The sequence below is a fragment of the Blastococcus brunescens genome (genome assembly GCF_035320885.1).
In the GTDB taxonomy this organism is placed as follows: domain Bacteria; phylum Actinomycetota; class Actinomycetes; order Mycobacteriales; family Geodermatophilaceae; genus Blastococcus_B; species Blastococcus_B brunescens.
In genome coordinates, this window is the sequence record NZ_CP141261.1 from 674,445 (window position 1) to 696,540 (window position 22,096).

Sequence of the window (22,096 nt, forward strand, 5' to 3'; positions counted from 1 at the left end):
GCCCTGACCGGGGTTCCACGCCCCGATCCGCACCGGCGGCCGGCAGGGCCGAGGATGGTGCGGTGGACGAGGAGTACTGCGAGGTCGTCGTCACCGCGCCCGATGCCGACTGGCTGGCCGGCTTCACGCGGGTCCTCGTCGAGGAGCGCCTGGCCGCCTGCGGCCATCTCCTGGGCGCGATCCGCTCGGTGTACCGATGGGAGCGCGCCGTGCACGACGAACCGGAGGCACGCGTCGCGCTGCACACCCGCCGCTCGCTGGTCCCGGCGATCACCGCGCGCGCCGACGAGCTGCACCCGTACGACGTCCCGTGCGTCATCGCGCTGCCGCTGCAGGGCGGGAACCCGGCGTACCTGCGGTGGATCACCGAGGAGACGAGGACCCCGGGACCGCAGCGGATGCGTTGCCTATTTCGGGGTAGGTCTCTCCCGGACGGCTGTGCCCTGGGTCACCGATGCCGATGAACGAGGCAGGGGACGCCGTCCAGCGCGTCCACGACAGCCGGAGTACACGTGCGACCACGACCGGACGGCTACGAATCGGCTGTCGTCGCGCCCCGGCCCGACAGCGGCGAGGGCGTGACGCCATCCTCATGGCCGCCGTCCTCGACGCGCTGCCTTCGCCCACCGTGCTCATCGACGAGGACGGCACGGTCCTGCTCACCAATTCGGCGTGGGTCCACGTCGCCGAGATGATCGATGACGGCCTGCTGGTCGGGGTCGGTGGGAACTACTTCCAGATGGCGCTGGACATGAAGGACGACGCCACCAACCGCACGCTCATCGCCAAGCTGAACCAACTCTCCCGCGGCGAGCGGACCAGCGTGTCGTCGGACTACGCGCTGCCGCACAGCGACGGCGTCACCTGGTTCCACCTCCAAGCCTCCCGGGTGGGTGACGGCGGACGTGTCGTGGTCACGCACACCGACGTCACCTCCCGGGTGCGCGCCGAGCGGGCCTCGTCATGGCGGGCCCGGCACGACCACCTCACGGAACTGCCCAACCGAGTGCACCTGCACGACCTCATCGATGCCGAGCTGAAGCGGCCCGACCGTCCTGCGGTCGCCGTCCTCTTCCTCGACGTCGACGGCTTCAAGGACGTCAATGATTCCCTCGGCCACGACATCGGCGACGAGCTGCTGCGCGAGCTGGCCGGCCGGCTCATGGCGAGCACGCGGGCCGAGGACACCGTCGGCCGGCTCGGGGGCGATGAGTTCGTCGTCCTCTGCCGCGACTGCGACGGCGACGGCGCCGAGGTGCTGGCCCGGCGTTTCCAGAACACCTTCGAGCAGCCGTTCGAGCTCGACGGCCGTTCGGTGCGGCTCAGTGCCAGCATCGGTATCGCCGGCGTCGGTCGATCAGACCGGCAGCCGGTCCGCTCGACCGACCTCGTGCGCGACGCAGACCTGGCGATGTACGCGGCCAAGGCCGCTGGCCGCAACCGCGTCCGGCACTTCAGCCCGGACCTGCGGTCCGCCGTGCAGCAGAAGATGCAGCTCGCAGCCGAGCTGAGGGACGCCATCGAGAGCGACCAGCTGGTCCTGCACTACCAGCCGGTCATGCACGTGCCCACCGGGAACTGCAGCGGCGTCGAGGCGCTGGTGCGCTGGCAGCACCCGGAACGGGGACTCTTGCCTCCGTCGGAGTTCGTGACGCTGGCCGAAAAGCACGACCTGATCGTCCCGCTGACCCGCTGGGTGCTCGCCACCGCGACGCGGCAGGTCGCCGCCTGGGACGCGGCGGGACTGCCGCTGGTGATCGGGGTCAACATCAGCGCGCACCACTTCACCACCGGCACGTTGGTGCAGGACGTCGCCGACGCGCTGGCGTGCTCGGGACTGCCGCCCGAGCGGCTGGTCCTCGAACTGACCGAGACCAGCGTCGCGGAGGACCCGAAGCGGGCCGCCGCCCAGTTCGCCGAGCTGCGCATCTCCGGTGTCGAGGTGTCGATCGACGACTTCGGACGGGGCTTCTCGTCCCTCAGCCAGCTCATCTCGCTGCCCGTCGGGGTGCTCAAGATCGACCGCAGCCTGGTCGCCGGGGCGAACGGCCGGGCGAGCGAGTCGGCGGCGGCGATCGCGGCGGTCGTCGGCCTGGCCGATGCCTTCGGGATGCGCACCCTCGCCGAAGGGGTGGAGACGCAGGAGCAGCTGGCCGTGGCCGCCGAACTCGGCTGCACGTTCGCCCAGGGGTACGGGATCGCGCGGCCGATGCCGGCCCACGACCTCGCCACCTGGATGGTGCGCCGGGCAGCCGGGCGGCCGCCGCAGCCGCTGCTCACTGCGGCCGCGGAGACGGCCGGCGTCCGGTCGCCCGCCCCGCGGGTCTGAACCTTCTTCTCAGCCGGGTTCCCCGCGAGCCTTTCGGCGGAGGATCACTGCGATGTCGACGGCGGCGACCGCTCCCAGGACCAGGAGCACGATCGCCGGCCACGCCGGGAGGTCGGTGGCCAGCCACGCGAACCCGGCGGCGAGGCAGAACACCAGGCCGAAGACGGCCAGCACCAGCCGGAGCGTGAGCGCCGACCGGGCAGGTGGTGCGCCGGCGAAACCGGCCGTGGGGTCGTGGTAGTCGGGGATTCCGCGTTCGTACTCGGTTCGTGATCTGGGTTTTGTGGCTCACTCATGCCACGGATGCCTACCCCTTCCAGGAGCCCACTACCCTGGCTAGACGTGGCTGCCGACTTCTCCGTCGTACTCGACGAGCTCAACACGACCCTGAAGTCGATCGAGGCCGTCCTGCGCATCGACGACATGCGCAACGAGATCGCCGACCTCGAGCAGCAGGCCGCCGCGCCCGACCTCTGGAACGACGTCGAGGCCGCGCAGGCGCTCACCTCGCGGCTGTCCTACCTGCAGGGCGACCTGCGCCGGGTGGAGGAGCTGCGCAGCCGCCTCGACGACGTCGCCCTGATGCACGAGATGGCGGAGGAGGAGGGCGACGAGGCCACGACGGCGGAGACCGAGCGCGAGCTCACCAGCATCCGCGCCGTCATCGACGAGCTCGAGGTCCGCACCCTGCTCAACGGGGAGTACGACTCCCGCGAGGCCCTCGTGACCATCCGCTCGGAGGCCGGCGGCGTCGACGCCGCGGACTTCGCCGAGATGCTCATGCGCATGTACCTGCGCTGGGCCGAGCGGCACAAGTACCCCACCGAGGTCTACGACGTCAGCTACGCGGAGGAGGCGGGCATCAAGTCGGCCACCTTCGCCGTCAAGGTGCCCTACGCCTACGGCACGCTCTCGGTCGAGCAGGGCACCCACCGGCTGGTGCGCATCTCCCCGTTCGACAACCAGGGCCGCCGGCAGACGTCCTTCGCCGGGGTCGAGGTGCTGCCGGTCGTCGAGCAGACCGACCACGTCGACATCCCCGAGAACGAGATCCGGGTGGACGTCTTCCGGTCGTCGGGTCCGGGTGGGCAGAGCGTGAACACGACCGACTCCGCCGTCCGCATGACGCACATCCCCACCGGCATCGTGGTGTCCTGCCAGAACGAGAAGAGCCAGATCCAGAACCGGGCCGCGGCGCTGCGGGTGCTGCAGGCCCGCCTGCTCGTCGTCCGGCAGGCCGAGCAGCGGGCCGAGATGGACGCGCTCAAGGGCGAGGGCAGCAGCTGGGGCAACCAGATGCGCTCCTACGTCCTGCACCCGTACCAGATGGTCAAGGACCTGCGCACCGAGCACGAGACCGGGAACACCGCCTCCGTGCTGGACGGTGAGATCGACGCGTTCATCGAGTCGGGGATCCGGTGGCGGCGTCAGCAGGAGACCGTCGACGCCGGCTGACAGCCGCGGGAGCATCGCAGCGAGCGCCGGCGAGCGAGGAGCGGACCGCGGCGCGGAAGCCGGCCTGGGACATCGCCGGCTGACAGCCGCGGGAGCATCGCAGCGAGCGCCGGCGAGCGAGGAGCGGACCGCGGCGCGGAAGCCGGCCTGGGACATCGCCGGCTGACAGCCGCGGGAGCATCGCAGCGAGCGCCGGCGAGCGAGGAGCGGACCGCGGCGCGGAAGCCGGCCTGGGACATCGCCGGCTGAGAAAGGACTGTGAGTCTGGCCGGTCGGATCCGAGGCGGACGCAACCGTCCGTAACGGCTCACCGGCGCATTCGCGGGCGGCGGTGACGCAGCGCGAGAACGAGTCGCACATGATGCGTGGCGAACGGACAGGGAGCGGCCCGGGGCAGGTACCGTGGCCCCTCGTGATCGAATTGCAACACGTCACCAAGCTCTACCCGGCCAGCGGCCGGCCGGCCCTCGACGACGTGTCCACCGAGATCGACAAGGGTGAGTTCGTCTTCCTGATCGGGTCCTCCGGTTCGGGGAAGTCGACGTTCCTCCGGCTGCTGCTGAAGGAGGACACCCCGACCTCGGGCACGATCAGCGTGAACGGCAAGGTGCTGAACACGATGAGCAAGTGGCAGGTGCCCAAGCTGCGCCGGACCATGGGCTGCGTCTTCCAGGACTTCCGCCTGCTCCGCGACCGCACCGTGGCCCAGAACGTCGCCTTCGCGCTCGAGGTCATCAACAAGCCCCAGCGCACGATCAAGCGGGTCGTGCCCGAGGTGCTCGAGATGGTCGGCCTCGAGGGCAAGGCGCACCGGCTGCCCGGCGAGCTCTCCGGTGGTGAGCAGCAGCGGGTGGCCATCGCCCGCGCGTTCGTCAACCGGCCGCTGGTGCTGCTCGCCGACGAGCCGACGGGGAACCTCGACCCGGAGACCAGCGAGGGCATCATGCTGCTGCTCGAGCGGATCAACCGCACCGGCACCACGGTGATCATGGCGACGCACGACTACCACATCGTGGACTCCATGCGCCGCCGCGTCATCGAGCTCAACGGGGAGCCCTCACCCGCGACCAGTCGCGTGGCGTGTACGGGGTCGGCCGCTAGACCGGCGGCTGCTGACCCCCGAGCCGTCCCACAGCTGAACTCCACGACAGGGAATCAATGCGCGTCAATTTCGTCCTCTCCGAGGTGGCCACCGGGCTGCGTCGCAACCTGACCATGACGGTCGCGATGATCCTGACGACGGCCATCTCGCTCGGGCTGATGGGCACCGGCCTGCTCATCGCCTCGATGATCAACGAGATGAAGGGGATCTACTACGACAAGGTGCAGGTCTCCATCTTCCTGGCCGACGAGGTCACCGACGAGCAGCGCGCGGCCATCGAGGCGGAGCTCGAGTCCTCGCCGGAGGTGAGGAGCTTCCTGTACGAGTCGAAGGACGAGGCGTACGAGCGCTTCCAGCAGCAGTTCAGCCAGCAGCCGGAGCTGGTCGAGAACACGCCGGCCGACGCGCTGCCGGAGAGCTTCCGCGTCGAGCTGGTCAACCCCGAGCGCTACGCGGTCATCGCCGCCGAGTTCCCGAACGGCGAGAACGGCGTGGACAAGGTGGCCGACGAGGGCGACTTCCTCGACCGGCTGTTCGGTCTGCTCAACGGTGCCCGGAACGCGACGATCGCCGTGGCGGTGGTGCAGGCGCTGGCGGCGCTGCTCCTCATCTCGAACACCATCCAGCTGGCCGCGTTCAACCGGCGCAACGAGACGAACATCATGCGGCTGGTGGGCGCCTCCCGCTGGTACACCCAGCTGCCCTTCATCCTCGAGGCGGCGCTGGCCGGGCTCGTCGGTGGGCTGCTCGCGGTGGGCGGCCTGGTGCTGACCAAGGTGCTGTTCGTCGACGAGACGCTCGCCGGACCGATCAAGGCCGGCATCATCACCGGGATCGACTGGGGTCAGATCGCGTGGACCGGCGGCATCATCACCGCGGCCGGCGTCGCGCTGGCCGGCGTCGCCGCCTACGTCACCCTGCGGCTCTACGTGCGGTTGTAGCTCCCGCACCCCGCTTTCCCCACGAGCATGAAGTTGCCGAGGCGACACGCCGCCAGCGCGCGGCGTGTCGCCTCGCTGCTTCATGATCGTCGCGGAAGGGCACCGCGTAACCTGGGGTCATGCCGCGGGAACAGGGGCGCAAGTTCATCGCCCAGAACAAGAAGGCGCGGCACGACTACTCGATCCTCGACACCTACGAGGTCGGCCTCGCGCTGACCGGCACCGAGGTGAAGAGCCTCCGTGCCGGCCGTGCCTCGCTCGTCGACGGCTTCGCCTCGATCGACGACGGCGAGGTGTGGCTGCAGCACGTGCACATCCCCGAGTACACGCAGGGCACCTGGACCAACCACGCCCCGCGGCGCAAGCGGAAGGTGCTCATGCACCGCGCGGAGATCGACAAGCTGCTGGGCAAGATCAAGGAGGGCGGGCTGACGCTCGTCCCGCTGGACCTGTACTTCAAGGACGGCAAGGTCAAGGCCACCCTCGCCCTCGCCAAGGGCAAGAAGTCCTACGACAAGCGGCACGACCTCGCCGAGCGCGACTCCCGCCGCGAGATGCAGAAGGCCTTCGGCCGGTACGTGAAGGGCCGGCGCTGACCGCCTGAGCCGGGTTCCGCCGGTCCGCATACGGTGAGCCGCATGCGTGGAATGGCCTACGACCGGTTCGGGGACGACGACGTCCTGCAGTTGCGCGATGACCTGCCCGACCCGCCGGTGGGGCCGGACACCGTGCTGGTCCGGGTGCGCGCCGCCGGGGTCAACCCGGTCGACATGGGCATCCGCGCCGGCGGGCTGCAGACCTTCTACCCGCACCACTTCCCGATCGTCCCCGGCTGGGACGTCGCCGGTGTCGTGGAGGCCGTGGGGCCCGCCTTGGTCACGTTCGCGCCCGGCGACGAGGTGTTCGGCTACGTCCGCCGGGACGACGTCCAGTGGGGGACGGCGGCCGAGTTCGTGCCCGCCCCGCAGCGCTGCCTGTGGCACAAGCCGTCGTCGCTCTCGTTCGCCGAGGCCGGCGCCCTGCCGCTGGCCGGGCTGACCGCCTACCAGGCGCTGACCGAGGCGCTCGACGTCGGCGAGGGCGACCGGGTGCTGGTCCACCGCGCGTCCGGCGGCGTCGGGTTCAACGCGGTCCAGATCGCCGTCGCGCTGGGCGCCCACGTCATCGGGACGGCGAGCCCGCGCAACCACGGCTTCCTCACCGACGCCGGCGCCGCCGAGGTGCTCGACTACTCCGCCGGCCCGATCAGCGGGCAGCTGTCCGAGCCCGTGGACGCCGTCCTCGACCTGGTCGGGGGCGACACCCTGGCCGACGCGCCGAAGCAGGTGCGCGACGTGTCCCGCATCGCCTCGGTCGTCGACCCGTCGGTCAACGACATGGGTGGGCGCTACGTGTTCGTCCGGCCCGAGCAGCACGACCTCGAGGAGCTCGGCCGCATGGCCGACGCCGGCCAGCTGCGCGTGCCGATCGCCAAGGCGTTCCCGCTCGAGGACCTGGTGGCGGCGCACCGGATGGTCGGCGAGGGCCACGTGCGCGGCAAGGTCGTGGTCACGGTCGGATGAGTTCGGCAGCAGGGTGATCTCGGGGTGGGAAACGACGGGCAAGGTGGAGCCGCTCCACCGGACGGTGAGCCGCGTCACGGCGCGGCTCACCGTCCGTTGGCGCGGCTCAACCTGCATGCCGACAGGGCGCTGCGAGACTCGGCACGGCGATCCCGGCCCCGGGAGCGGCGGCCTGTCATGACGGGCGGGGCTTTCCCACCCGGGCGTCACCTTGCTGCCGAAACTCACGGTCCGATGACGGTCCTGCCACCTGAGGACGACGCCGACGTCCCGAGGTACTGGCGCGAGCTGGGCCTGCCCGGGCTCGTGGACGTGCACGTGCACTTCCTGCCCGAGCGGGTGCAGGCCAAGGTCTGGGAGTACTTCGAGGCGGCCGGGACCCACTACGGGTCCGACTGGCCGGTCGCCTACGCCCTGCCCGAGGACGAGCGGCTGGCGATCCTCGGCCGGCTCGGCGTCCGCGCGTTCCCGACGCTGCCCTACCCCCACAAGCCCGGGATGGCAGCCTGGCTCAACGCGTGGTCGGCCGGGTTCGCCGCGTCCCGCCCGCAGGTGCTGCAGTCGGCGACCTTCTACCCGGAACCGGAGGCCGCCGGCTACGTGGCCGCGGCGCTCGACGGCGGCGCTCGCGTGTTCAAGGTGCACGTGCAGGTGGGCTCCTTCGACCCACGCGACCCGTTGCTGGACGACGTCTGGGCGCGGCTGGAGCAGACCGGTACGCCGGTCGTCATCCACTGCGGCTCCGGGCCGCTGGCGGGGTGCACACCGGACCGGAGCCGGTCACCGGCCTGCTGGAGCGGTATCCGCGGCTGCAGCTGGTGATCGCCCACCTCGGCATGCCGGAGTACCGGGAGTTCCTGGACCTGGCGGAGCGGTACGAGCGGGTGCACCTGGACACCACGATGTTCGCCACCGACTTCACCGAGCGGCTCATGCCCTTCGACCGGGACGACCTGCCGCGATTGTCGGCCCTGCGTGCCAAGGTGCTCCTCGGCAGCGACTTCCCTCGATCCCGTACCCGTACGCGCACCAGCTCCAGGCGCTGCACCGGCTGGGGCTGGGGAGGAGTGGCTGCGCGCCGTCCTCTGGGACAACGGCGCCCGACTGTTCTCGCTGGAGGCCTGATGCCGAGCGTCACCCTGACCGCCGCCGTCCTCGGCACCCCGGACCCGCGTGGGCTGGCCCGCTTCTACCAGCGACTGCTCGGCTGGCCGCTGCGCGACGACACCGACGAGTGGGCCACCCTGCGGCCGGCCGACGGCGGCACCGGGTTGTCGTTCCAGCGGGAGCCAGAGCACGTGCCGCCGGTGTGGCCACCGGAGCCGGGGCGCAGCAGATGCAGCAGCACCTGGACCTGCTGGTCGACGACCTGGCGGCGGCCTGCGCCATGGCGGAGGAGGCCGGTGCCGAGCACGTGGGCGGGCACGAGGACGACGAGGAGATCGTGCGGGTCTACCGCGACCCGGCCGGGCACCCCTTCTGCCTGTTCGTGCGCCGCTGACCCTGCTGGCCCGACTCTGCTGACCCGAAAGGGCTGGCCCGAGCGCGGCCGGGTGCCTAGTCTCCGGCGTCGTGGCCGACCTTCCCGCGCTTCCGGACGGACTGACCGTCGCCCCGCTCACCCCGGACGACGTGGTCGACGCCGCGGCGCTGCTCGCGGCGGCCGAGACGGTCGACGACACCGGAGAGCACTGGAGCCCGGAGGACCTGACGGAGTGGTGGGTCAACGACCTGGTCGACCTGGAGCGCGAGAGCCTCGCCGTCCGTGATGCGGACGGCGGACTCGTCGCCTGGGCCACCGTGCTGGCCCTGCCCACGTTCCGGGAGGCCTTCCGGATCACCCTGGAGGCCCGGGTCCACCCGGACCGGCGTGGGCGCGGCATCGGCCGTGCCCTCCTGCGCTGGCAGCTGGCGCGTGGCCGGGAGATCCACGCCGACCGGCACCCCGGGTCGCCGGCGGTCCTCTCGGTGGCCGCCTACACCTCCATGCCTTCCCTCGAGCGCCTGCTGCAGCGGGCCGGGCTGGTCCGGGAGCGCTGGTACTTCGTCATGGAGCGCCCGCTCACCGCCCTGCCGGAGGCCCCGGTCGCCGACGGCGTGGAGCTGGTGCCCTACAGCCGGGACCGGGACGACGAGGTGCGGCGGGCGCACAACGCGGCCTTCACCGAGCACCACGGGTCCGCGGAGCGCGACGAGGCGACCTGGCGGACCCTCTTCACCGGCCAGCGCGCATTCCGGCCCGACCTGTCGGTGCTGGCGCTCGCCGACGGCATGGTCGTCGCCTACGCGCTGGGTTACGTCTTCGAGGCCGACACCGCGGCCACCGGTTACGAGCAGGTCGACCTCGGCCAGATCGGCGTCCTGCCGTCGGCCCGCGGCCGCGGGCTGGCCAAGGCGACCATCGCCGCTGCCCTCCGTGCGGCGGCGGAGCACGGCTGCCGGAGCGCCGGGCTGCAGGTGGACAGCGAGAACGGGACCGGAGCGCTCGGGCTCTACGAGGGCCTCGGCTTCACCCGGCGGCGCACCCAGGTGCAGTGGGCTCGTCCGCTGCCCGCGCTCACCGGGGTGTCGCACGGCGACGGGGGACGGAGGGGCGCCCGTAGCCTGGGTCCCCGTGTCCACGCCCCGCCTCTCCCTGTCCGACGGCCTGACCGCCCGACCGCTCCGCGCCGGCGACGCCGAGGCCGTCGCCGCACTCCTGGCCGCAGCGGAGCCGGTGGACCACACCGGCGACCACCCGGACGCCGCCGACCTGACCGAACTCTGGGTCAACGAGCTGGTCGACCTCGAGCACGACGGCGTCCTCGTGCAGCACCGGGACGGCACCGTCGTCGGCTACGCCACCACCGTCGCCCCACCCACGTTCCGGGATGCCTACGGCGTCCACCTGCAGGGCCGGGTGCACCCCGACTGGCGGGGTCGGGGCATCGGCCGGGCGCTGCTGGCCTGGCAGCTCGACCGCGGGGCCGAGCTGCACGCGACGCGTCATCCGGAGGCGCCGGCCCGGCTCACCGCGACCGTCTACACCAGCCAGACGTCGCTGGAGGCGCTGCTGCGCCGGGCCGGGCTGGAGCAGCTGCGCTGGTTCTTCCACATGGCACGCCCGCTCACCGGCCTGCCCGACCGCCGGGTCGTCGACGGCGTGCAGCTGGTGCCGTTCACCTGGGACCGCGACGAGGACGTCCGGCACGCGCACAACGCGGCCTTCACCGACCACTACGGGTCCAGCGAGCGCGACGTCGTCTCCTGGCGGGTGATGTTCACCGGCATGCGTGCCTTCCGCCCCGACCTCTCGGTGCTGGCGGTGCTCGACGGCGCGGTCGTCGGCTACGCACTGGCCTACGTGCACGAGTCGGGTGCCCGGGTGACCGGAGCCCGGGAGTGCTACTTCGGGCAGATCGGCGTGGTGCCGCAGGCCCGGGGCAGGGGCTGTCGAAGGCGATCATCATCGAGGCGCTGCACGCGGCGGCGGCGAACGACTGCCGGACGGCCGGCCTGGAGGTCGACAGCGAGAACTCCGCGGGCGCGCTCGGCCTCTACGAGAGCCTCGGCTTCGCGACCGCGCACACCCAGGTCTCCTGGTCCCGCCGGCTGACCCCGCAGCGGGCTGACTAAGGTCCGGCGCATGGTCAGCGCCGATCACTTCGACCCCGCCCTCGTCGGCCGCGCCCACCGCGCGGTCGATCCCCTGCACTCGCAGCTGTACTTCGCCCCGGAGCAGGACGAGTACCTGAGTGCCGTCGGGCTGAAGCCCGGGCGCATGTCCTACTTCGCCGGGCGCGCGGCGCCGATGGGGCCGTCGGCGCCGGCGTGGTGACGGCGACCTTCTACAACTTCTCGCCGTCGCTGGTCGCGCACATGATCCCGCGCGCGTGGACGCTCGCCTCTCCGGAGCAGGTGCTGGCCGCGCGTCTCGCGGCCGCGCGCGCCTCGCTCACCCGGCTGCTCGGCGAGGCGGCCGGGTCGCCGGAGGTCACCGAGCTGGGCGACCTGCTGCGCGAGGCCGCCGAGGGCTGACCGCCGAGGACGGCCGCTCTTCGCCGGCCACGCCGACCTGCCCTGGCCCGAGGAGCCGCTGCTGGCGCTCTGGCACGGCGCCACCCTGCTCCGGGAGCACCGCGGCGACGGGCACGTCGCCGTCCTCCTGCACGCCGGGCTCACCGGGCTGGAAGCGCTCATCACGCACTGTGCCACCGGTCGGGGTTCACCGAGAGTGCCGCCAAGGGCACCCGCGGCTGGCGCGACGAGGAGTGGGCCGCGTCCGGCTCCGCGCTCGCCGAGCGGGGGCTCCTGGACGAGGCGGGCCTGACCGCCGACGGCGAGGAGCTGCGCCGGCGGATCGAGGTCCAGACCGATGCCCTGGCCGCGGACCCGTGGCTGTCGCTGGGCGCGGAGAAGACCGCGCGGGTCGTGGAGCTCGGCAAGGGGCTCTCGCGCCGGGTGGCGGAGGCCGGCGCCTTCGGGCAGGGCATCTTCGGTCGCTGACGAGGCACTCCCGCCGGGTGCGGGAGGCGGTTCCTCGTGCTCCCCGGGCGGGTCGCGTCACCTATCGCGGACCCGCACGTTCTCCATGTCGCCGAGGGACCGCCGGACTCCTAGGGTCAGGCCGGATCCCCGGACCGAGGGAGGCGTCATGACCGCGACGGAGCGGGAGCAGGGCAAGGTCCAGGCACAGCGGACCGACGTGGACGCCGCCTTCCAGGGCAGCGCCACCTACCGCAGCCTGGGTGAGCAGGAGCTCAGCCCGGCCGAGGAGAAGTTCGAGAAGGGCCGGCGCACGGTCGGCCTGTTCCTCGCGCCGGTGGTGACGCTCGTCTTCGCGCTGGTGCCGATCGACCTGCCGCGCGACCAGCACCTGCTCGCCGCCGTCCTGCTCGGTGTCATCGTCCTGTGGATCACCGAGCCGGTGCCGATCCCGATCGGCGGCCTGATCGGCGTCGGGGCGATCGTCGTGCTCGGCGTGGTGCCGGCCGACGACGCACTGGCGCCGTTCGGGTCGACGACGGTGTTCACGTTCATCGGCGCGTTCATCCTGGCCGCGGCCATGCTCAAGCACGGGGTCGCCCGGCGCTTCGCGATGTTCATCCTGTCGCTGAAGTGGGTCGGGGCCTCGACGGCGCGGGTGATCATCGCCTTCGGGTTCATCACCGCGGTGCTGTCGGCGTTCGTCTCCAACACCGCCACGGTCGCCATGCTGCTGCCGACGGCGATCGGGATCCTGTCGGTCATCGCCAAGCTGCTGCAGGACAAGGAGCTGGTGAAGCCGGACTTCGACCCGCTCCGGCTGCGCGTGGGCGTCGCGCTGATGCTCATGCTCGCCTACGGTGCCGGCGTCGGGGGCTGCTGACCCCGGTGGGCAGCCCGCCCAACCTGATCGGCCGTGGGCTGATCGAGGAGGCCACCGGCGAGCGCATCGGCTTCCTCGACTGGATGCTCATGGCGCTGCCGATCTGCGCGCTGATGTTCGTCGCCCTCACCGTCGTCCTGCTGCTGATCAACAAGCCGGAGATCAAGCGGATCGAGGGGTGCACGAGTACGTCTCGAAGGAGCGGGCGGAGCTCGGCCCGTTCTCCGGCGCCGAGCGCAACACCCTCATCGCGTTCGGCATCACCGTCGCGCTGTGGATCTTCCCCGGCGTCATCGCGCTCACCGCCGGCACCGAGTCCGACCTCTACGCGACGATCAGCGACCGGCTCGACGAGGGCATCGTCGCCGTCCTCGGCGCCTCGCTGCTGTTCCTGCTGCCGACGGAGTGGAAGTCGCGGGAGTTCACGCTCAACTGGAGCGACGCGGCGAAGATCGACTGGGGCACCATCCTGCTGTTCGGCACCGGGATCATCTTCGGCTCGCTGCTGGCGAGCACCGGCCTGGCCGAGACGATCGGGCAGGCCTCCGCGGACGGGCTCGGCCTGACCAGCACGCTCGCCATCACCGTGTTCGCGGTCATCCTGGCGATCATCATCAGCGAGACGACCTCGAACACGGCGTCGGCGGCCGTCGTCGTGCCGATCATCATCCCGGTGGCCGTCGCCGCGGGCATCAACCCGTTCGTGCCGGCGCTGGCTGCGACGTTCGCGGCGTCGTTCGGGTTCATGCTGCCGGTGTCCACGCCGCAGAACGCGATCGTGTACGGCTCCGGCGTCGTGCCGATCACGAAGATGATCCGGTCCGGGATATCCTTCGACGTCCTCGGCGCCATCCTGATCGTGCTGCTCCTGCCGGTGCTGGTCGACCTCGTCCTGGGGGCGGTCGGCGGCTGACATCACCCGTCCGGGCGGGGGCTGGACAACCCGTGTCACCATGGACGACGGCCCTCAGGCCGACGACGGCCCCGACCGGGAGGAGACGCGCATGCGCAGCGAACCGCCCAGTCCCGGTCATCCCGAGGTCCTCCCCGCCTGAACCCCGGCCGTTCCCCGGTCGGGGCGGCGCTGTGCGAGGACCTCCCGTGCCCTCGCCGTCGCCTTGCTCCGGGAGCCCCTGATGACCGAGCGCCGTCTCGCGCCGTTGACCGCCCTCACCACACTGACCCGTCGCCCGCACCGGGCGGAGCCGCGGGTTCCACCACCCCCGGCGTCCGCGCCGGAGCCCGCTCGCGCGTCGTGGACAACGCCGTCTACTCGGAGGGGCGCCGGGTCGCGACGCCGGAGACGGCCGCGGAGAGCCTCGAGGAGCTGGCAGCGGGGAGGACCGCCTCGCCTGGCTGGGGCTGTACCGGCCGGAGCCGGGGAGCTCGGTGAGCTGGCCGAGCTCTACGACCTGCCGGATCTGGCGGTCGAGGACGCGATCAAGGCCCACCAGCGGCCGAAGTTCGAGCGCTACGGCAGCACGCTGTTCGTCGTCCTCAAGGCGGCCCGGTACCTGGACGCGACCGAGGAGGTGGAGTTCGGGGAGCTGCACCTGTTCCTGGGCGCCGACTTCGCGATCACCGTGCGGCACAGCGAGTCGCCGGACCTGTCGCGGGTGCGCCGACGGCTGGAGAGCGAGCCGGCGCTGCTGGCCAGGGGCAGCGAGGCGGTGCTCTACGCGACGCTGGACGCCGTCGTCGACGGGTACCGGCCGGTGGTCGACGGGCTGGCCATCGACATCGACGAGATCGAGACCGAGGTCTTCCGCGGTGACCCGGGCGTCTCGCGGCGCATCTACGAGCTGTCCCAGGAGGTGCTCGAGTTCCAGCGGGCCGCCGCCCCGCTGGCCGGCATCCTCGCCGCGATCACCGCCGGCTTCGACAAGTACGGCGTCGACGAGGAACTGCGCAGCTACCTGCGCGACGTCGCCGACCACGTCACCCAGGTCAACGAGCGGGCGGAGGCCTTCCGGCTGCAGCTGCGCGACATCCTCACCGTGAACGCGACGCTGGTGGCGCAGCGGCAGAACGAGGAGATCCGCGAGCTCACGGAGGCCTCGATCGCCCAGGGCGAGGAGGTCAAGAAGATCTCGGCGTGGGCCGCCATCCTCTTCGCGCCCACTCTCGTCGGCACCGTCTACGGGATGAACTTCGACGAGATGCCGGAGCTGGACTGGCACCTCGGCTACCCGTTCGCGCTCCTGCTGATGGTCGGGGTGAGCCTGACGCTCTACGCCGTCTTCAAGCGCCGCGACTGGATCTGATCGCCGGCACCTCCAGCGGTGATCCGCAACTGCGTCGTACCCCTCGCCTAGGGTCGCTCTGCCTCGGCCCGGACCTCGCGATCGGTAGGTGTCATGCCCGTTCCCAGCCTCGGTCGAGGGCTGCACGTGCACCGGTCGGAGAGCGCCCAGGCGCTGGTCGACGGGCTCGCCGGGCTGCTCGCCACACCCCCGGCGGACCCGTTCGATCGCGATGTGGTCGCGGTCCCCGCCCGCGGGGTCGAGCGCTGGATCACCCAGCAGATGTCGGCGCGCCTCGGTGCCGCCGGGCGGCAGGACGGCGTCTGCGCGCGGGTGGAGTTCCCGCGCCCCGGTGAGCTGCTCCACGGTGCCGTGGCGGCGGTCAGTCCCCGGTACGCCCAGGCCGTGGACGCCTGGCGGGCCGACCGGGCCGTCTGGGTCCTCCTCCGCGCCCTGGACGACGTCCTGCGGGAGGAACCCGGCGCCGCGTGGTGCGCCGCCCTGCACCGCTACCTCGCGGTGGACGGCGGCCCGAGCAGCCGGCGGTACGGGTTGGCCCGGCACGTGAGCGGCCTCTTCGGCTCCTACGCGGCGGTCCGGCCGCAACTGGTGCGGGCCTGGGCCGACGGCCGGGACGACGCCGTGCCGGCCGATCTGCGGTGGCAGCCGGAACTCTGGCGCCGGTTGCGCGCACGGCTGGGCTCCTCGCCGGCCGAGCTGCTGGACGAGGCGTGTGCGGCGCTGCGCGACTCCCCGGACGACGGCGCGCTGCCCGGCCGGCTGAACGTCTTCGGGGCCAGCCGGCTCGATGCCGCCGACCTCCAGGTGCTCTCCGCCCTGGCCGGGCGCCGAGCCGTCCACCTGTGGGTGCACTCGGCGAGCCCGGCCCTCTGGGACGCCGTGGCCGGTGCCGAGGTGCCGGGGGTGCGGCGGGCCGAGGTGTCGGTCCCGGTCCGCAACCCGCTGCTGGCCTCGTTGTCCCGCGATGTCCGCGAGCTGCAGCTGCGGCTGCGCGCGCTGCCGGTGGTCGCCGACGTCCACCACCCGCCGGTCCCGCCGGCCGGAGCGCCGTCCCTGCTGGCGCGGCTGCAGGCCGACCTGCGCGGCGACCGCCGACCCGCGCCCGGGCACCGGCTGGCCCCCGACGACCGGTCGGTCCAGGTACACGCCTGCCACGGCCGGGCCCGCCAGGTCGAGGTGCTGCGCGAGGTGCTCGTCGGGTTGCTGGCCGACGACGACACGCTGGAACCGAGGGACGTGCTGGTCATGTGCCCCGACGTCGAGGGGTTCGCGCCGCTGGTCGCCGCGGTGTTCGGGGCCGACGACCATCCCGGCGGGCGACTCCGGGTGTCACTCGCGGACCGTTCGCCCCGGCGGGTGAACCCGCTGCTCGACCTGGCGGCGACGCTGCTCGAGACGGCCGCCTCCCGGGTGACCGCCACGCAGGTGCTCGACCTGGCCGGCGGGGACCCGGTCCGCGTGCGGTTCGCCTTCGACGACGACGACCTGGAACGCCTGCGCGAGTGGACGGTGTCGGCCGGGGTCCGGTGGGGGCTGGACGGTCGTCACCGGGACGGCTGGCGGGTAGGGCACCTCGAGCAGGGCACGTGGCGGGCCGGGATGGACCGGCTCCTGGCCGGCGTGGCGGTGGAGCAGCACGACACCCTGCTGGGTTCCGCCCTCCCCGTGGACGAGGTGGACTCCAGCGCCATCGAGTTGGCCGGCCGGTTCGCGGAGTTCGTCGACCGGCTCGACACGGCGGTCGCCGACTTCGGTGGGCGGTACACCGTGGCCGAGTGGGTGGACCTCCTCGAGCGGCACGTCGAGGCACTGGGCGGCGCTCGGGCTGATGCGCAGTGGCAGCTGGTGGCCCTGCGGCAGGAGCTCGGTGAGGTGCGCGCCGCCGCCGAGGACGCCGGTGCCGAGGCCGGGCGCCCGGAGATCGGCCTGGCCGAGATGACCGCTCTGATCGGCCGCCGGCTCGAGGGCCGGCCCACGACGGCCGGCTTCCGCAACGGCGGGATGACGGTCTGCACGCTCACCCCCATGCGCTCGGTGCCGCACCGCGTGGTGTGCCTGCTGGGCATGGACGACGGAGCCTTTCCCCGGCAGACGTCGGTCGACGGGGAGGACCTGCTCCTGCGCGATCCCTGCCTGGGCGAGCGGGACGCGCGCAGCGAGGACCGGCAGCTCTTCCTGGACGCGCTGGGTGCGGCCGGCGACCACCTGGTCATCACCTACGGCGGCGCGGACGTCCGCACCGGTGCACCGCTGCCGCCGGCGGTTCCCGTCGGCGAACTGCTGGATGCCCTGGAGGCCACCGCGGTGAGCGGGGACGGCGGGTCCGTCCGGGATGCGGTCGTGGTGCACCACCCGCTCCAGCCCTTCGACCGCCGCAACTTTCTCGACGGCGCCCTCGGTCGCCCCGGGCCGTTCTCCTTCGACACCACCTGGTTGGCCGGTGCGGTGACAGCCGCCGGCGAGCGGGTGGCGCCGGCGCCTTCCTGGCGTCACCGCTGCCGGCGTCCGAGGAGGGTGGCGTCGTCGAGCTCCGTCGGCTGATCAGCTTCTGGCAGCACCCGGCCGAGGAGTTCCTCGCCCAGCGGCTGGACGTCGGCGTGAACAGCGCCGACGAGGAGCCGGACGACGCCATGCCCGTCGAGCCGGGGCCGCTGGAACTCTGGGCGGTCGGCGACCGCGTGCTGCGGTCCCGGCTCCGCGGCGTCGGCGCCGCGGAGGTCCGGGAGCTCGAACGGGCGCGGGGAGCGCTCCCTCCGCCGCCGTTGGGCGACCGGCAGCTCGCGGCGATCGGCACCCGGGTGGACCGGCTGGTCGACGTGAGCGCCCCGCTCCGCACCGGTCCGGCACAGACCCTGGCGGTGGATGCCGCGCTTGCTGGAGGGCTGCGGGTCCTCGGTGCCGTGGGCGGGGTGCACGGGGACGTGCTGCTCACCGTGACGTACTCCCGCGTGCGCCCCAAGCAGCGGCTACGGGCCTGGGTCGAGCTGCTGGCGCTGACCGCGACCCGCCACGACCGGCCCTGGCGTGCCGTCGTCGTCGGCCGCGGCGACGACGACCCCGACGTCACGGTCGTCACCCTCGGTCCGGTCGGTGCGGAGGACGCCCGGGCCGCCCTGGCCGATCTCGTGCGGCTGCGGGCCCACGGGTGCTGTGGTCCCCTCCCCGTGCCGGTGGGCACGGGTGCCGGCTACGCGGAGGCTCGCAGCCGCGGTCGCGATCCCGGTTCGGCCCGGGTGGCGGCCGAGAGCGCCTGGGCGTCGTCCTACCGCCGCGACGGTGAGGACGTCGACGCGGCGCACGCACTGATCTGGGGAGAGGCGGCGTCGTTGACGGTGCTCGAGGATTGGACCGCATCGCCCGGGCTGCTCGGCGATGCGCACCGGGACGAGCCCACCGACTTCGGCCGGCTGGCCCGCACGATCTGGCAGCCGCTGCTCGACGCCGAGCGCACGGTGGTCCGGTGAGCGCGGCGACCCCGCCCGCGGTCGTCGACCTGCGGGGCCCGCTGCCCACCGGCACGAGTGTGCTCGAGGCCAGTGCCGGTACCGGGAAGACGTACACCATCGCGGGGCTGGTCACCCGCTACATCGCCGAAGGGCACGCCCGGCTCGGGGAGCTGCTGGTGGTGACGTTCGGACGGGCGGCGACCAGCGAGCTGCGGACCCGGGTGCGGGAGCGGCTGGTCACGGCCCGAGATGCGCTGGCCGATCCGGCCACGGGTCGCGGATCGGCGGACCCGGTCGTGGCGCTGCTCGCCGACGGGACGGCGGCCGAGGTGGCAGAGCGCCACGCCCGGCTCACCGAGGCGCTGGCCGGCTTCGACGCGGCGACCGTCGCCACCATCCACCAGTTCTGCCAGCAGGTGCTGCAGGGACTCGGCATCGTGGCCGACGTCGACCCGGGCACCGAGCTGGTCACCGACCTCGCGGACCTGGTGGCCGAGGTCTGCGACGACCTCTACCTGCTCTTCCACTGCCGCCCCGGCTCACCGCCGGCGTCCTTCACCCACGAGCGGGCGCGTGCGGTGGCCCGGGCCGCGGTCATCGAGGACCCGCAGGCCGTCCTCGCCCCGGACGACGCCGACCGGGACACGCCCGCCGATCTGCAGTGGCGCTTCGCGCGTGCCGTGCGCGAGGAGGTGGAGCGGCGCAAGCGGAGGGCACGCGTGCAGGGCTTCGACGACCTGCTGGTGCGGGTCCGGGACGCGCTGGACCACCCGGCCACGGGCAAGCAGGCTCGGGAGCGACTGCGAGAGCGGTACCGGGTCGTCCTCGTCGACGAGTTCCAGGACACCGATCCCGTGCAGTGGGACGTCTTCCGGCTGGCCTTCCATGACTCCCGGGACCTGGTCCTCATCGGCGATCCCAAGCAGGCCATCTACGCATTCCGGGGCGCCGACGTCCGCGCGTACCTGTCGGCCGCGCAGGCGGCGACCACCCGGGCGACCCTGGACACCAACTGGCGCAGCGACACCGGACTGCTGGCCGGACTGGAGACGGTGTTCCGCGGGGCGGCCCTCGGCGACCCCGCCATCGTCGTCCGCCCGGTCCGTGCGGGGCACGCCGGCTGCGCCGTGGGTCCGACGGCCGACCCCGCCCCGGTCCGGATGCGGGTCCTGCCGCGGGCCGGACTGGAACTCAAGGGCAGAGCGCAGCTGATCCAGGTCGACGCCGCGCGGAGAGCCGTGGCCGCGGACCTCGCGACGCAGGTGCAGGCGCTGCTCGAGGAGGAGGCGACGATCGTCCCGCGCGGCCCGGGCGGCGCGCCGCGCCCGCTCGTTCCGCGGGACGTCGCGGTGCTGGTCCGCACGAAGGCGCAGGCCGACCTCGTGCGTGACGTGCTGCAGGCCCGCGGGTTCCCGACCGTCGTGACCGGCACGTCCAGCGTCTTCGGCACCGACGCGGCGCGGGACTGGGTCCTGCTGCTGGAGGCCCTCGAGCAGCCGCACCGGCGCCGACGGGTCCGCCGGCTGGCACTCACCCCGCTGATCGGGAGCTCGGCGGCGGAGCTCGAGGCCGGAGGTCAGGAGGCCACCGACGAGCTCGCCGACGCGCTGCGCCGGTGGGAGGACGTCCTGCGCCGTCGCGGTGTGGCCGGGCTGTTCGCCGCCGTCGCCCAGGAGCGCGCGCTGGCCGCCCGTCTGCTCAGCCTCCCCGACGGCGAGCGGCTGGTCACCGACCGCCGCCACGTCGCAGAAGCGCTGCATGCGGAGGCCCTGGAGTCCTCGCTCGGGATCGGTGGACTGCTCGCCTGGCTGCGGGCGCGGATCGACGAGGCCCGGGGCGACCTGGACCAGGAGCGCTCGCGGCGGCTGGACACCGACGACGCCGCGATCCAGGTCGTCACCGTGCACGCCAGCAAGGGCCTGGAGTTCCCCGTGGTGTTCCTGCCCTTCGCGTGGGACGCCTTCGGTGGGGGTACGTGGGAGCGGCTGCCCCGCAGCTACGACGCCGTCGGCCGGCGGGTGCGCTACGTGGGCGGGCGGAACGGGCCCGGCTACGCCGCCGCGTGCCGGGCAGAGGACGCGGACTCGGCAGGCGAGGAACTCCGGCTGCTGTACGTCGCCGCGACCCGCGCGGTCTCCCGGCTGGTGCTGTGGTGGGCGCCGTCGACCAAGACGCAGCCCAGCCCGCTGCACCGGCTGCTGTTCAGCCCCGACCCCTCCGTCGCGATGCCGGTGAACGTCGCCGTGCCCGACAACGACGGTGACGCCATGTCCCGGCTCCAGGCCGTCGCGGCGGGCCCGCGCGGCGGGGTGCGGGTGGAGCCGGTCCCGGCGGCGGGCGCCGGGCCGGTCGCTGCGCCGCCCGCCCCAGCCGGGGGCGTCGACGGAACGCTGACCGCCGCGCGGCTGGGCCGGCCTGTCGACACCGATTGGCGGCGCACGTCCTACACGGCGCTCACCCGGGACACGCACAGCGCGGGGGCGGCGTCAGCTCGGAACCGGACCTCGTCCGGAAGGACGACGAGGACGACGCCGCCGCGGTCGCCGGCGATCAGCCGCCCCCGGACGAGTCGGCCCATCCGGTGTCCCCGATGGCCGCGCTCCCCGGTGGCGCCGCCTTCGGCACGCTGGTGCACGCCGTCCTGGAGGAGGCCGAGTTCGCGTCCGACGACCCGCTCCCGCCGCTGCGCGCGGCGGCCCGACGGCAGGTGCTCCGGCACGGTGGGCGGGTCGACCCGGACGCGCTCGCCGAGGCACTGGTGCCCGCGATGCGCACGCCGATGGGGCCGCTGGCCGACGGGCGTCCGTTCAGCGACTTCCCGCGCCGCGACGTGCTCGCCGAACTCGACTTCGAGCTGCCGCTGGCCGGCGGCGACGTCGTGGACGGCGACCTGCGGCTCGGGGCGATGGCCGGGCTGCTGGACGAGCACCTGCCCGCCGGCGACCGCATGGCCCGCTACGCCGCGGCCCTTCGCGACCCGGTCCTCGCCGGGCAGCCGCTGCGCGGCTACCTGACCGGGTCGCTGGACGCGGTGCTGCGGATGGGTGCCGGCACCGATCTGCGTTACGTCATCGTCGACCACAAGACGAACACCCTCGCCGAGCCCGGCGTGCCGCTGACCACGTGGCACTACCGCGCGGCCGCGCTCGACGACGCGGTGGTGCGCTCGCACTACCCGCTGCAGGCGCTGCTGTACTCGGTCGCCCTGCACCGGTTCCTGCGCTGGCGGCAGCCTGGGTACGCGGCCGAGCAGCACCTCGGCGGGCTGCTCTACCTGTTCCTCCGGGGCATGTGCGGGCCCGACGCCCCGGTCGGGTCCGACGGCGAGATCCCCGGCGTGTGGTCGTGGCGACCACCATCGTCGTTGGTGATCGCCCTGTCCGACCTGCTGGCCGGAGGTGCCCGATGACCTCGGTGCCCGAGGCGCGGCTCGCCCTGGCGGCCACGGGCCTGCTCGCCGACTTCAATCGCGCTGGCGTGCTCCACGCCGCGGACGTGCACGTCGCGCAGCGGCTGGGACGCCTGTGCCGGGAGTCCGACGAGCGGGTCCTGCTCGCCGCGGCGCTCGTCGTGCGCAGCACCCGGTCCGGATCGGTGATGTTGCCGCTGGCCGATGCCCCTCAGCTGGCGGTGGGATCGGAGGAGGACCT

Annotated in this window: 19 protein-coding genes and 5 pseudogenes; 22 read left to right on the top strand and 2 right to left on the bottom strand. The window is 73.1% G+C overall.

Features of this window, described 5'->3' with window-relative positions:
- Window positions 1-62: 62 nt before the first annotated feature.
- Both cutA and U6N30_RS04745 read left to right on the top strand, forming a co-directional pair.
- On the top strand, window positions 63-464 hold the full coding sequence (gene cutA, locus U6N30_RS04740; RefSeq protein WP_324276345.1) for a divalent-cation tolerance protein CutA: 402 nt from the start codon (window positions 63-65) through the stop codon (window positions 462-464).
- Between the two features lie 128 nt (window positions 465-592).
- The gene (locus U6N30_RS04745; protein ID WP_324276346.1) at window positions 593-2,329 is read left to right on the top strand and encodes a putative bifunctional diguanylate cyclase/phosphodiesterase; all 1,737 of its coding nucleotides are present in this window, start codon (window positions 593-595) and stop codon (window positions 2,327-2,329) included.
- Between the two features lie 9 nt (window positions 2,330-2,338).
- Here U6N30_RS04745 and U6N30_RS04750 read toward each other — a convergent pair whose 3' ends face one another.
- The gene (locus tag U6N30_RS04750) at window positions 2,339-2,503 is read right to left on the bottom strand and encodes a hypothetical protein (RefSeq protein WP_324276347.1); all 165 of its coding nucleotides are present in this window, start codon (window positions 2,501-2,503) and stop codon (window positions 2,339-2,341) included.
- A 168-nt stretch (window positions 2,504-2,671) separates the two neighbouring features.
- Between U6N30_RS04750 and prfB the strand changes: the two genes are divergently transcribed.
- From prfB to U6N30_RS04785, 7 genes and pseudogenes are all read left to right on the top strand, one after another.
- Window positions 2,672-3,784: a peptide chain release factor 2 gene (gene prfB, locus U6N30_RS04755; protein WP_324276348.1), complete on the top strand. Its 1,113-nt coding sequence runs from the start codon at window positions 2,672-2,674 to the stop codon at window positions 3,782-3,784.
- Between the two features lie 412 nt (window positions 3,785-4,196).
- Complete coding sequence (gene ftsE, locus U6N30_RS04760) at window positions 4,197-4,997, top strand: cell division ATP-binding protein FtsE (protein ID WP_479690573.1); 801 nt, start codon at window positions 4,197-4,199, stop codon at window positions 4,995-4,997.
- Complete coding sequence (gene ftsX, locus U6N30_RS04765) at window positions 4,943-5,827, top strand: permease-like cell division protein FtsX (RefSeq protein WP_324276349.1); 885 nt, start codon at window positions 4,943-4,945, stop codon at window positions 5,825-5,827. The genes ftsE and ftsX overlap by 55 nt, the downstream gene beginning before the upstream one ends.
- Before the next feature lie 119 nt (window positions 5,828-5,946).
- Window positions 5,947-6,423, top strand: a complete 477-nt coding sequence (gene smpB / locus U6N30_RS04770; RefSeq protein WP_324276350.1) for an SsrA-binding protein SmpB — start codon at window positions 5,947-5,949, stop codon at window positions 6,421-6,423.
- Between the two features lie 42 nt (window positions 6,424-6,465).
- Window positions 6,466-7,389 (top strand): NADP-dependent oxidoreductase, encoded by a 924-nt coding sequence (locus U6N30_RS04775; protein WP_324276351.1) that lies wholly within the window; start codon window positions 6,466-6,468, stop codon window positions 7,387-7,389.
- Window positions 7,390-7,623: 234 nt separating this feature from the next.
- The gene (locus U6N30_RS04780) at window positions 7,624-8,211 is read left to right on the top strand and encodes an amidohydrolase family protein (protein ID WP_324276352.1); all 588 of its coding nucleotides are present in this window, start codon (window positions 7,624-7,626) and stop codon (window positions 8,209-8,211) included.
- Window positions 8,208-8,603 (top strand): annotated as a pseudogene (locus U6N30_RS04785) (hypothetical protein); the annotation flags it as partial. The gene U6N30_RS04780 and the pseudogene U6N30_RS04785, both read left to right, overlap by 4 nt.
- Here the strand turns inward: U6N30_RS04785 and U6N30_RS04790 are convergent.
- Window positions 8,579-8,737 carry a hypothetical protein gene (locus U6N30_RS04790; protein ID WP_324278651.1) on the bottom strand — a complete coding sequence of 53 codons (159 nt, stop codon included), beginning with the start codon at window positions 8,735-8,737 and terminating at the stop codon, window positions 8,579-8,581. The pseudogene U6N30_RS04785 and the gene U6N30_RS04790 overlap by 25 nt on opposite strands.
- Here U6N30_RS04790 and U6N30_RS04795 point away from each other — a divergent pair.
- The 13 genes and pseudogenes from U6N30_RS04795 to U6N30_RS33295 form a co-directional block, all read left to right on the top strand.
- A complete protein-coding gene (locus U6N30_RS04795) occupies window positions 8,699-8,890 on the top strand; it encodes a VOC family protein (RefSeq protein ID WP_324276353.1) in 192 nt (63 codons plus the stop codon). The two genes, U6N30_RS04790 and U6N30_RS04795, sit on opposite strands and share 39 nt — an antisense overlap.
- A 131-nt stretch (window positions 8,891-9,021) precedes the next feature.
- Window positions 9,022-9,891, top strand: a pseudogene (locus U6N30_RS04800) (GNAT family N-acetyltransferase); the annotation flags it as partial.
- Between the two features lie 112 nt (window positions 9,892-10,003).
- Window positions 10,004-10,984, top strand: coding sequence for a GNAT family N-acetyltransferase (locus U6N30_RS04805; RefSeq protein WP_324276354.1), 981 nt, complete (start codon window positions 10,004-10,006; stop codon window positions 10,982-10,984).
- A gap of 30 nt (window positions 10,985-11,014) precedes the next feature.
- Window positions 11,015-11,406, top strand: a pseudogene (locus U6N30_RS33280) (SCO6745 family protein).
- Window positions 11,407-11,443: 37 nt separating this feature from the next.
- Window positions 11,444-11,874 (top strand): annotated as a pseudogene (locus U6N30_RS33290) (SCO6745 family protein).
- A gap of 148 nt (window positions 11,875-12,022) precedes the next feature.
- A complete protein-coding gene (locus U6N30_RS04820) occupies window positions 12,023-12,736 on the top strand; it encodes an SLC13 family permease (protein ID WP_324276357.1) in 714 nt (237 codons plus the stop codon).
- Between the two features lie 178 nt (window positions 12,737-12,914).
- Window positions 12,915-13,649, top strand: a complete 735-nt coding sequence (locus tag U6N30_RS04825; RefSeq protein ID WP_324276358.1) for an SLC13 family permease — start codon at window positions 12,915-12,917, stop codon at window positions 13,647-13,649.
- A gap of 223 nt (window positions 13,650-13,872) precedes the next feature.
- The gene (locus U6N30_RS04830) at window positions 13,873-15,000 is read left to right on the top strand and encodes a magnesium and cobalt transport protein CorA (RefSeq protein WP_324276359.1); all 1,128 of its coding nucleotides are present in this window, start codon (window positions 13,873-13,875) and stop codon (window positions 14,998-15,000) included.
- 93 nt (window positions 15,001-15,093) lie between these two features.
- Window positions 15,094-17,541, top strand: coding sequence for an exodeoxyribonuclease V subunit gamma (recC, locus tag U6N30_RS04835; protein WP_324276360.1), 2,448 nt, complete (start codon window positions 15,094-15,096; stop codon window positions 17,539-17,541).
- Window positions 17,541-18,464 (top strand): hypothetical protein, encoded by a 924-nt coding sequence (locus tag U6N30_RS04840; RefSeq protein ID WP_324278165.1) that lies wholly within the window; start codon window positions 17,541-17,543, stop codon window positions 18,462-18,464. The genes recC and U6N30_RS04840 overlap by 1 nt, the downstream gene beginning before the upstream one ends.
- Complete coding sequence (locus U6N30_RS04845) at window positions 18,461-21,460, top strand: UvrD-helicase domain-containing protein (RefSeq protein ID WP_324276361.1); 3,000 nt, start codon at window positions 18,461-18,463, stop codon at window positions 21,458-21,460. Before U6N30_RS04840 ends, U6N30_RS04845 begins: the two co-directional genes overlap by 4 nt.
- Entirely contained in the window at window positions 21,352-21,855 is a 504-nt protein-coding gene (locus tag U6N30_RS04850) for a PDDEXK family nuclease (RefSeq protein WP_324276362.1), read from the top strand. The genes U6N30_RS04845 and U6N30_RS04850 overlap by 109 nt, the downstream gene beginning before the upstream one ends.
- Window positions 21,852-22,070, top strand: a pseudogene (locus tag U6N30_RS33295) (hypothetical protein); the annotation flags it as partial. The gene U6N30_RS04850 and the pseudogene U6N30_RS33295, both read left to right, overlap by 4 nt.
- Window positions 22,071-22,096 lie beyond the last annotated feature (26 nt).

Coding starts and splice junctions, on each gene's coding strand:
- U6N30_RS04745 (WP_324276346.1), top strand. CDS start 593: ATGGCCGCCGTCCTCGACGCGCTGCCTTCGCCCACCGTGCTCATCGAC.
- ftsX (WP_324276349.1), top strand. CDS start 4,943: ATGCGCGTCAATTTCGTCCTCTCCGAGGTGGCCACCGGGCTGCGTCGC.
- smpB (WP_324276350.1), top strand. CDS start 5,947: ATGCCGCGGGAACAGGGGCGCAAGTTCATCGCCCAGAACAAGAAGGCG.
- U6N30_RS04775 (WP_324276351.1), top strand. CDS start 6,466: ATGCGTGGAATGGCCTACGACCGGTTCGGGGACGACGACGTCCTGCAG.
- U6N30_RS04780 (WP_324276352.1), top strand. CDS start 7,624: ATGACGGTCCTGCCACCTGAGGACGACGCCGACGTCCCGAGGTACTGG.
- U6N30_RS04820 (WP_324276357.1), top strand. CDS start 12,023: ATGACCGCGACGGAGCGGGAGCAGGGCAAGGTCCAGGCACAGCGGACC.
- U6N30_RS04830 (WP_324276359.1), top strand. CDS start 13,873: ATGACCGAGCGCCGTCTCGCGCCGTTGACCGCCCTCACCACACTGACC.
- recC (WP_324276360.1), top strand. CDS start 15,094: ATGCCCGTTCCCAGCCTCGGTCGAGGGCTGCACGTGCACCGGTCGGAG.
- U6N30_RS04850 (WP_324276362.1), top strand. CDS start 21,352: ATGGCCGGGCTGCTGGACGAGCACCTGCCCGCCGGCGACCGCATGGCC.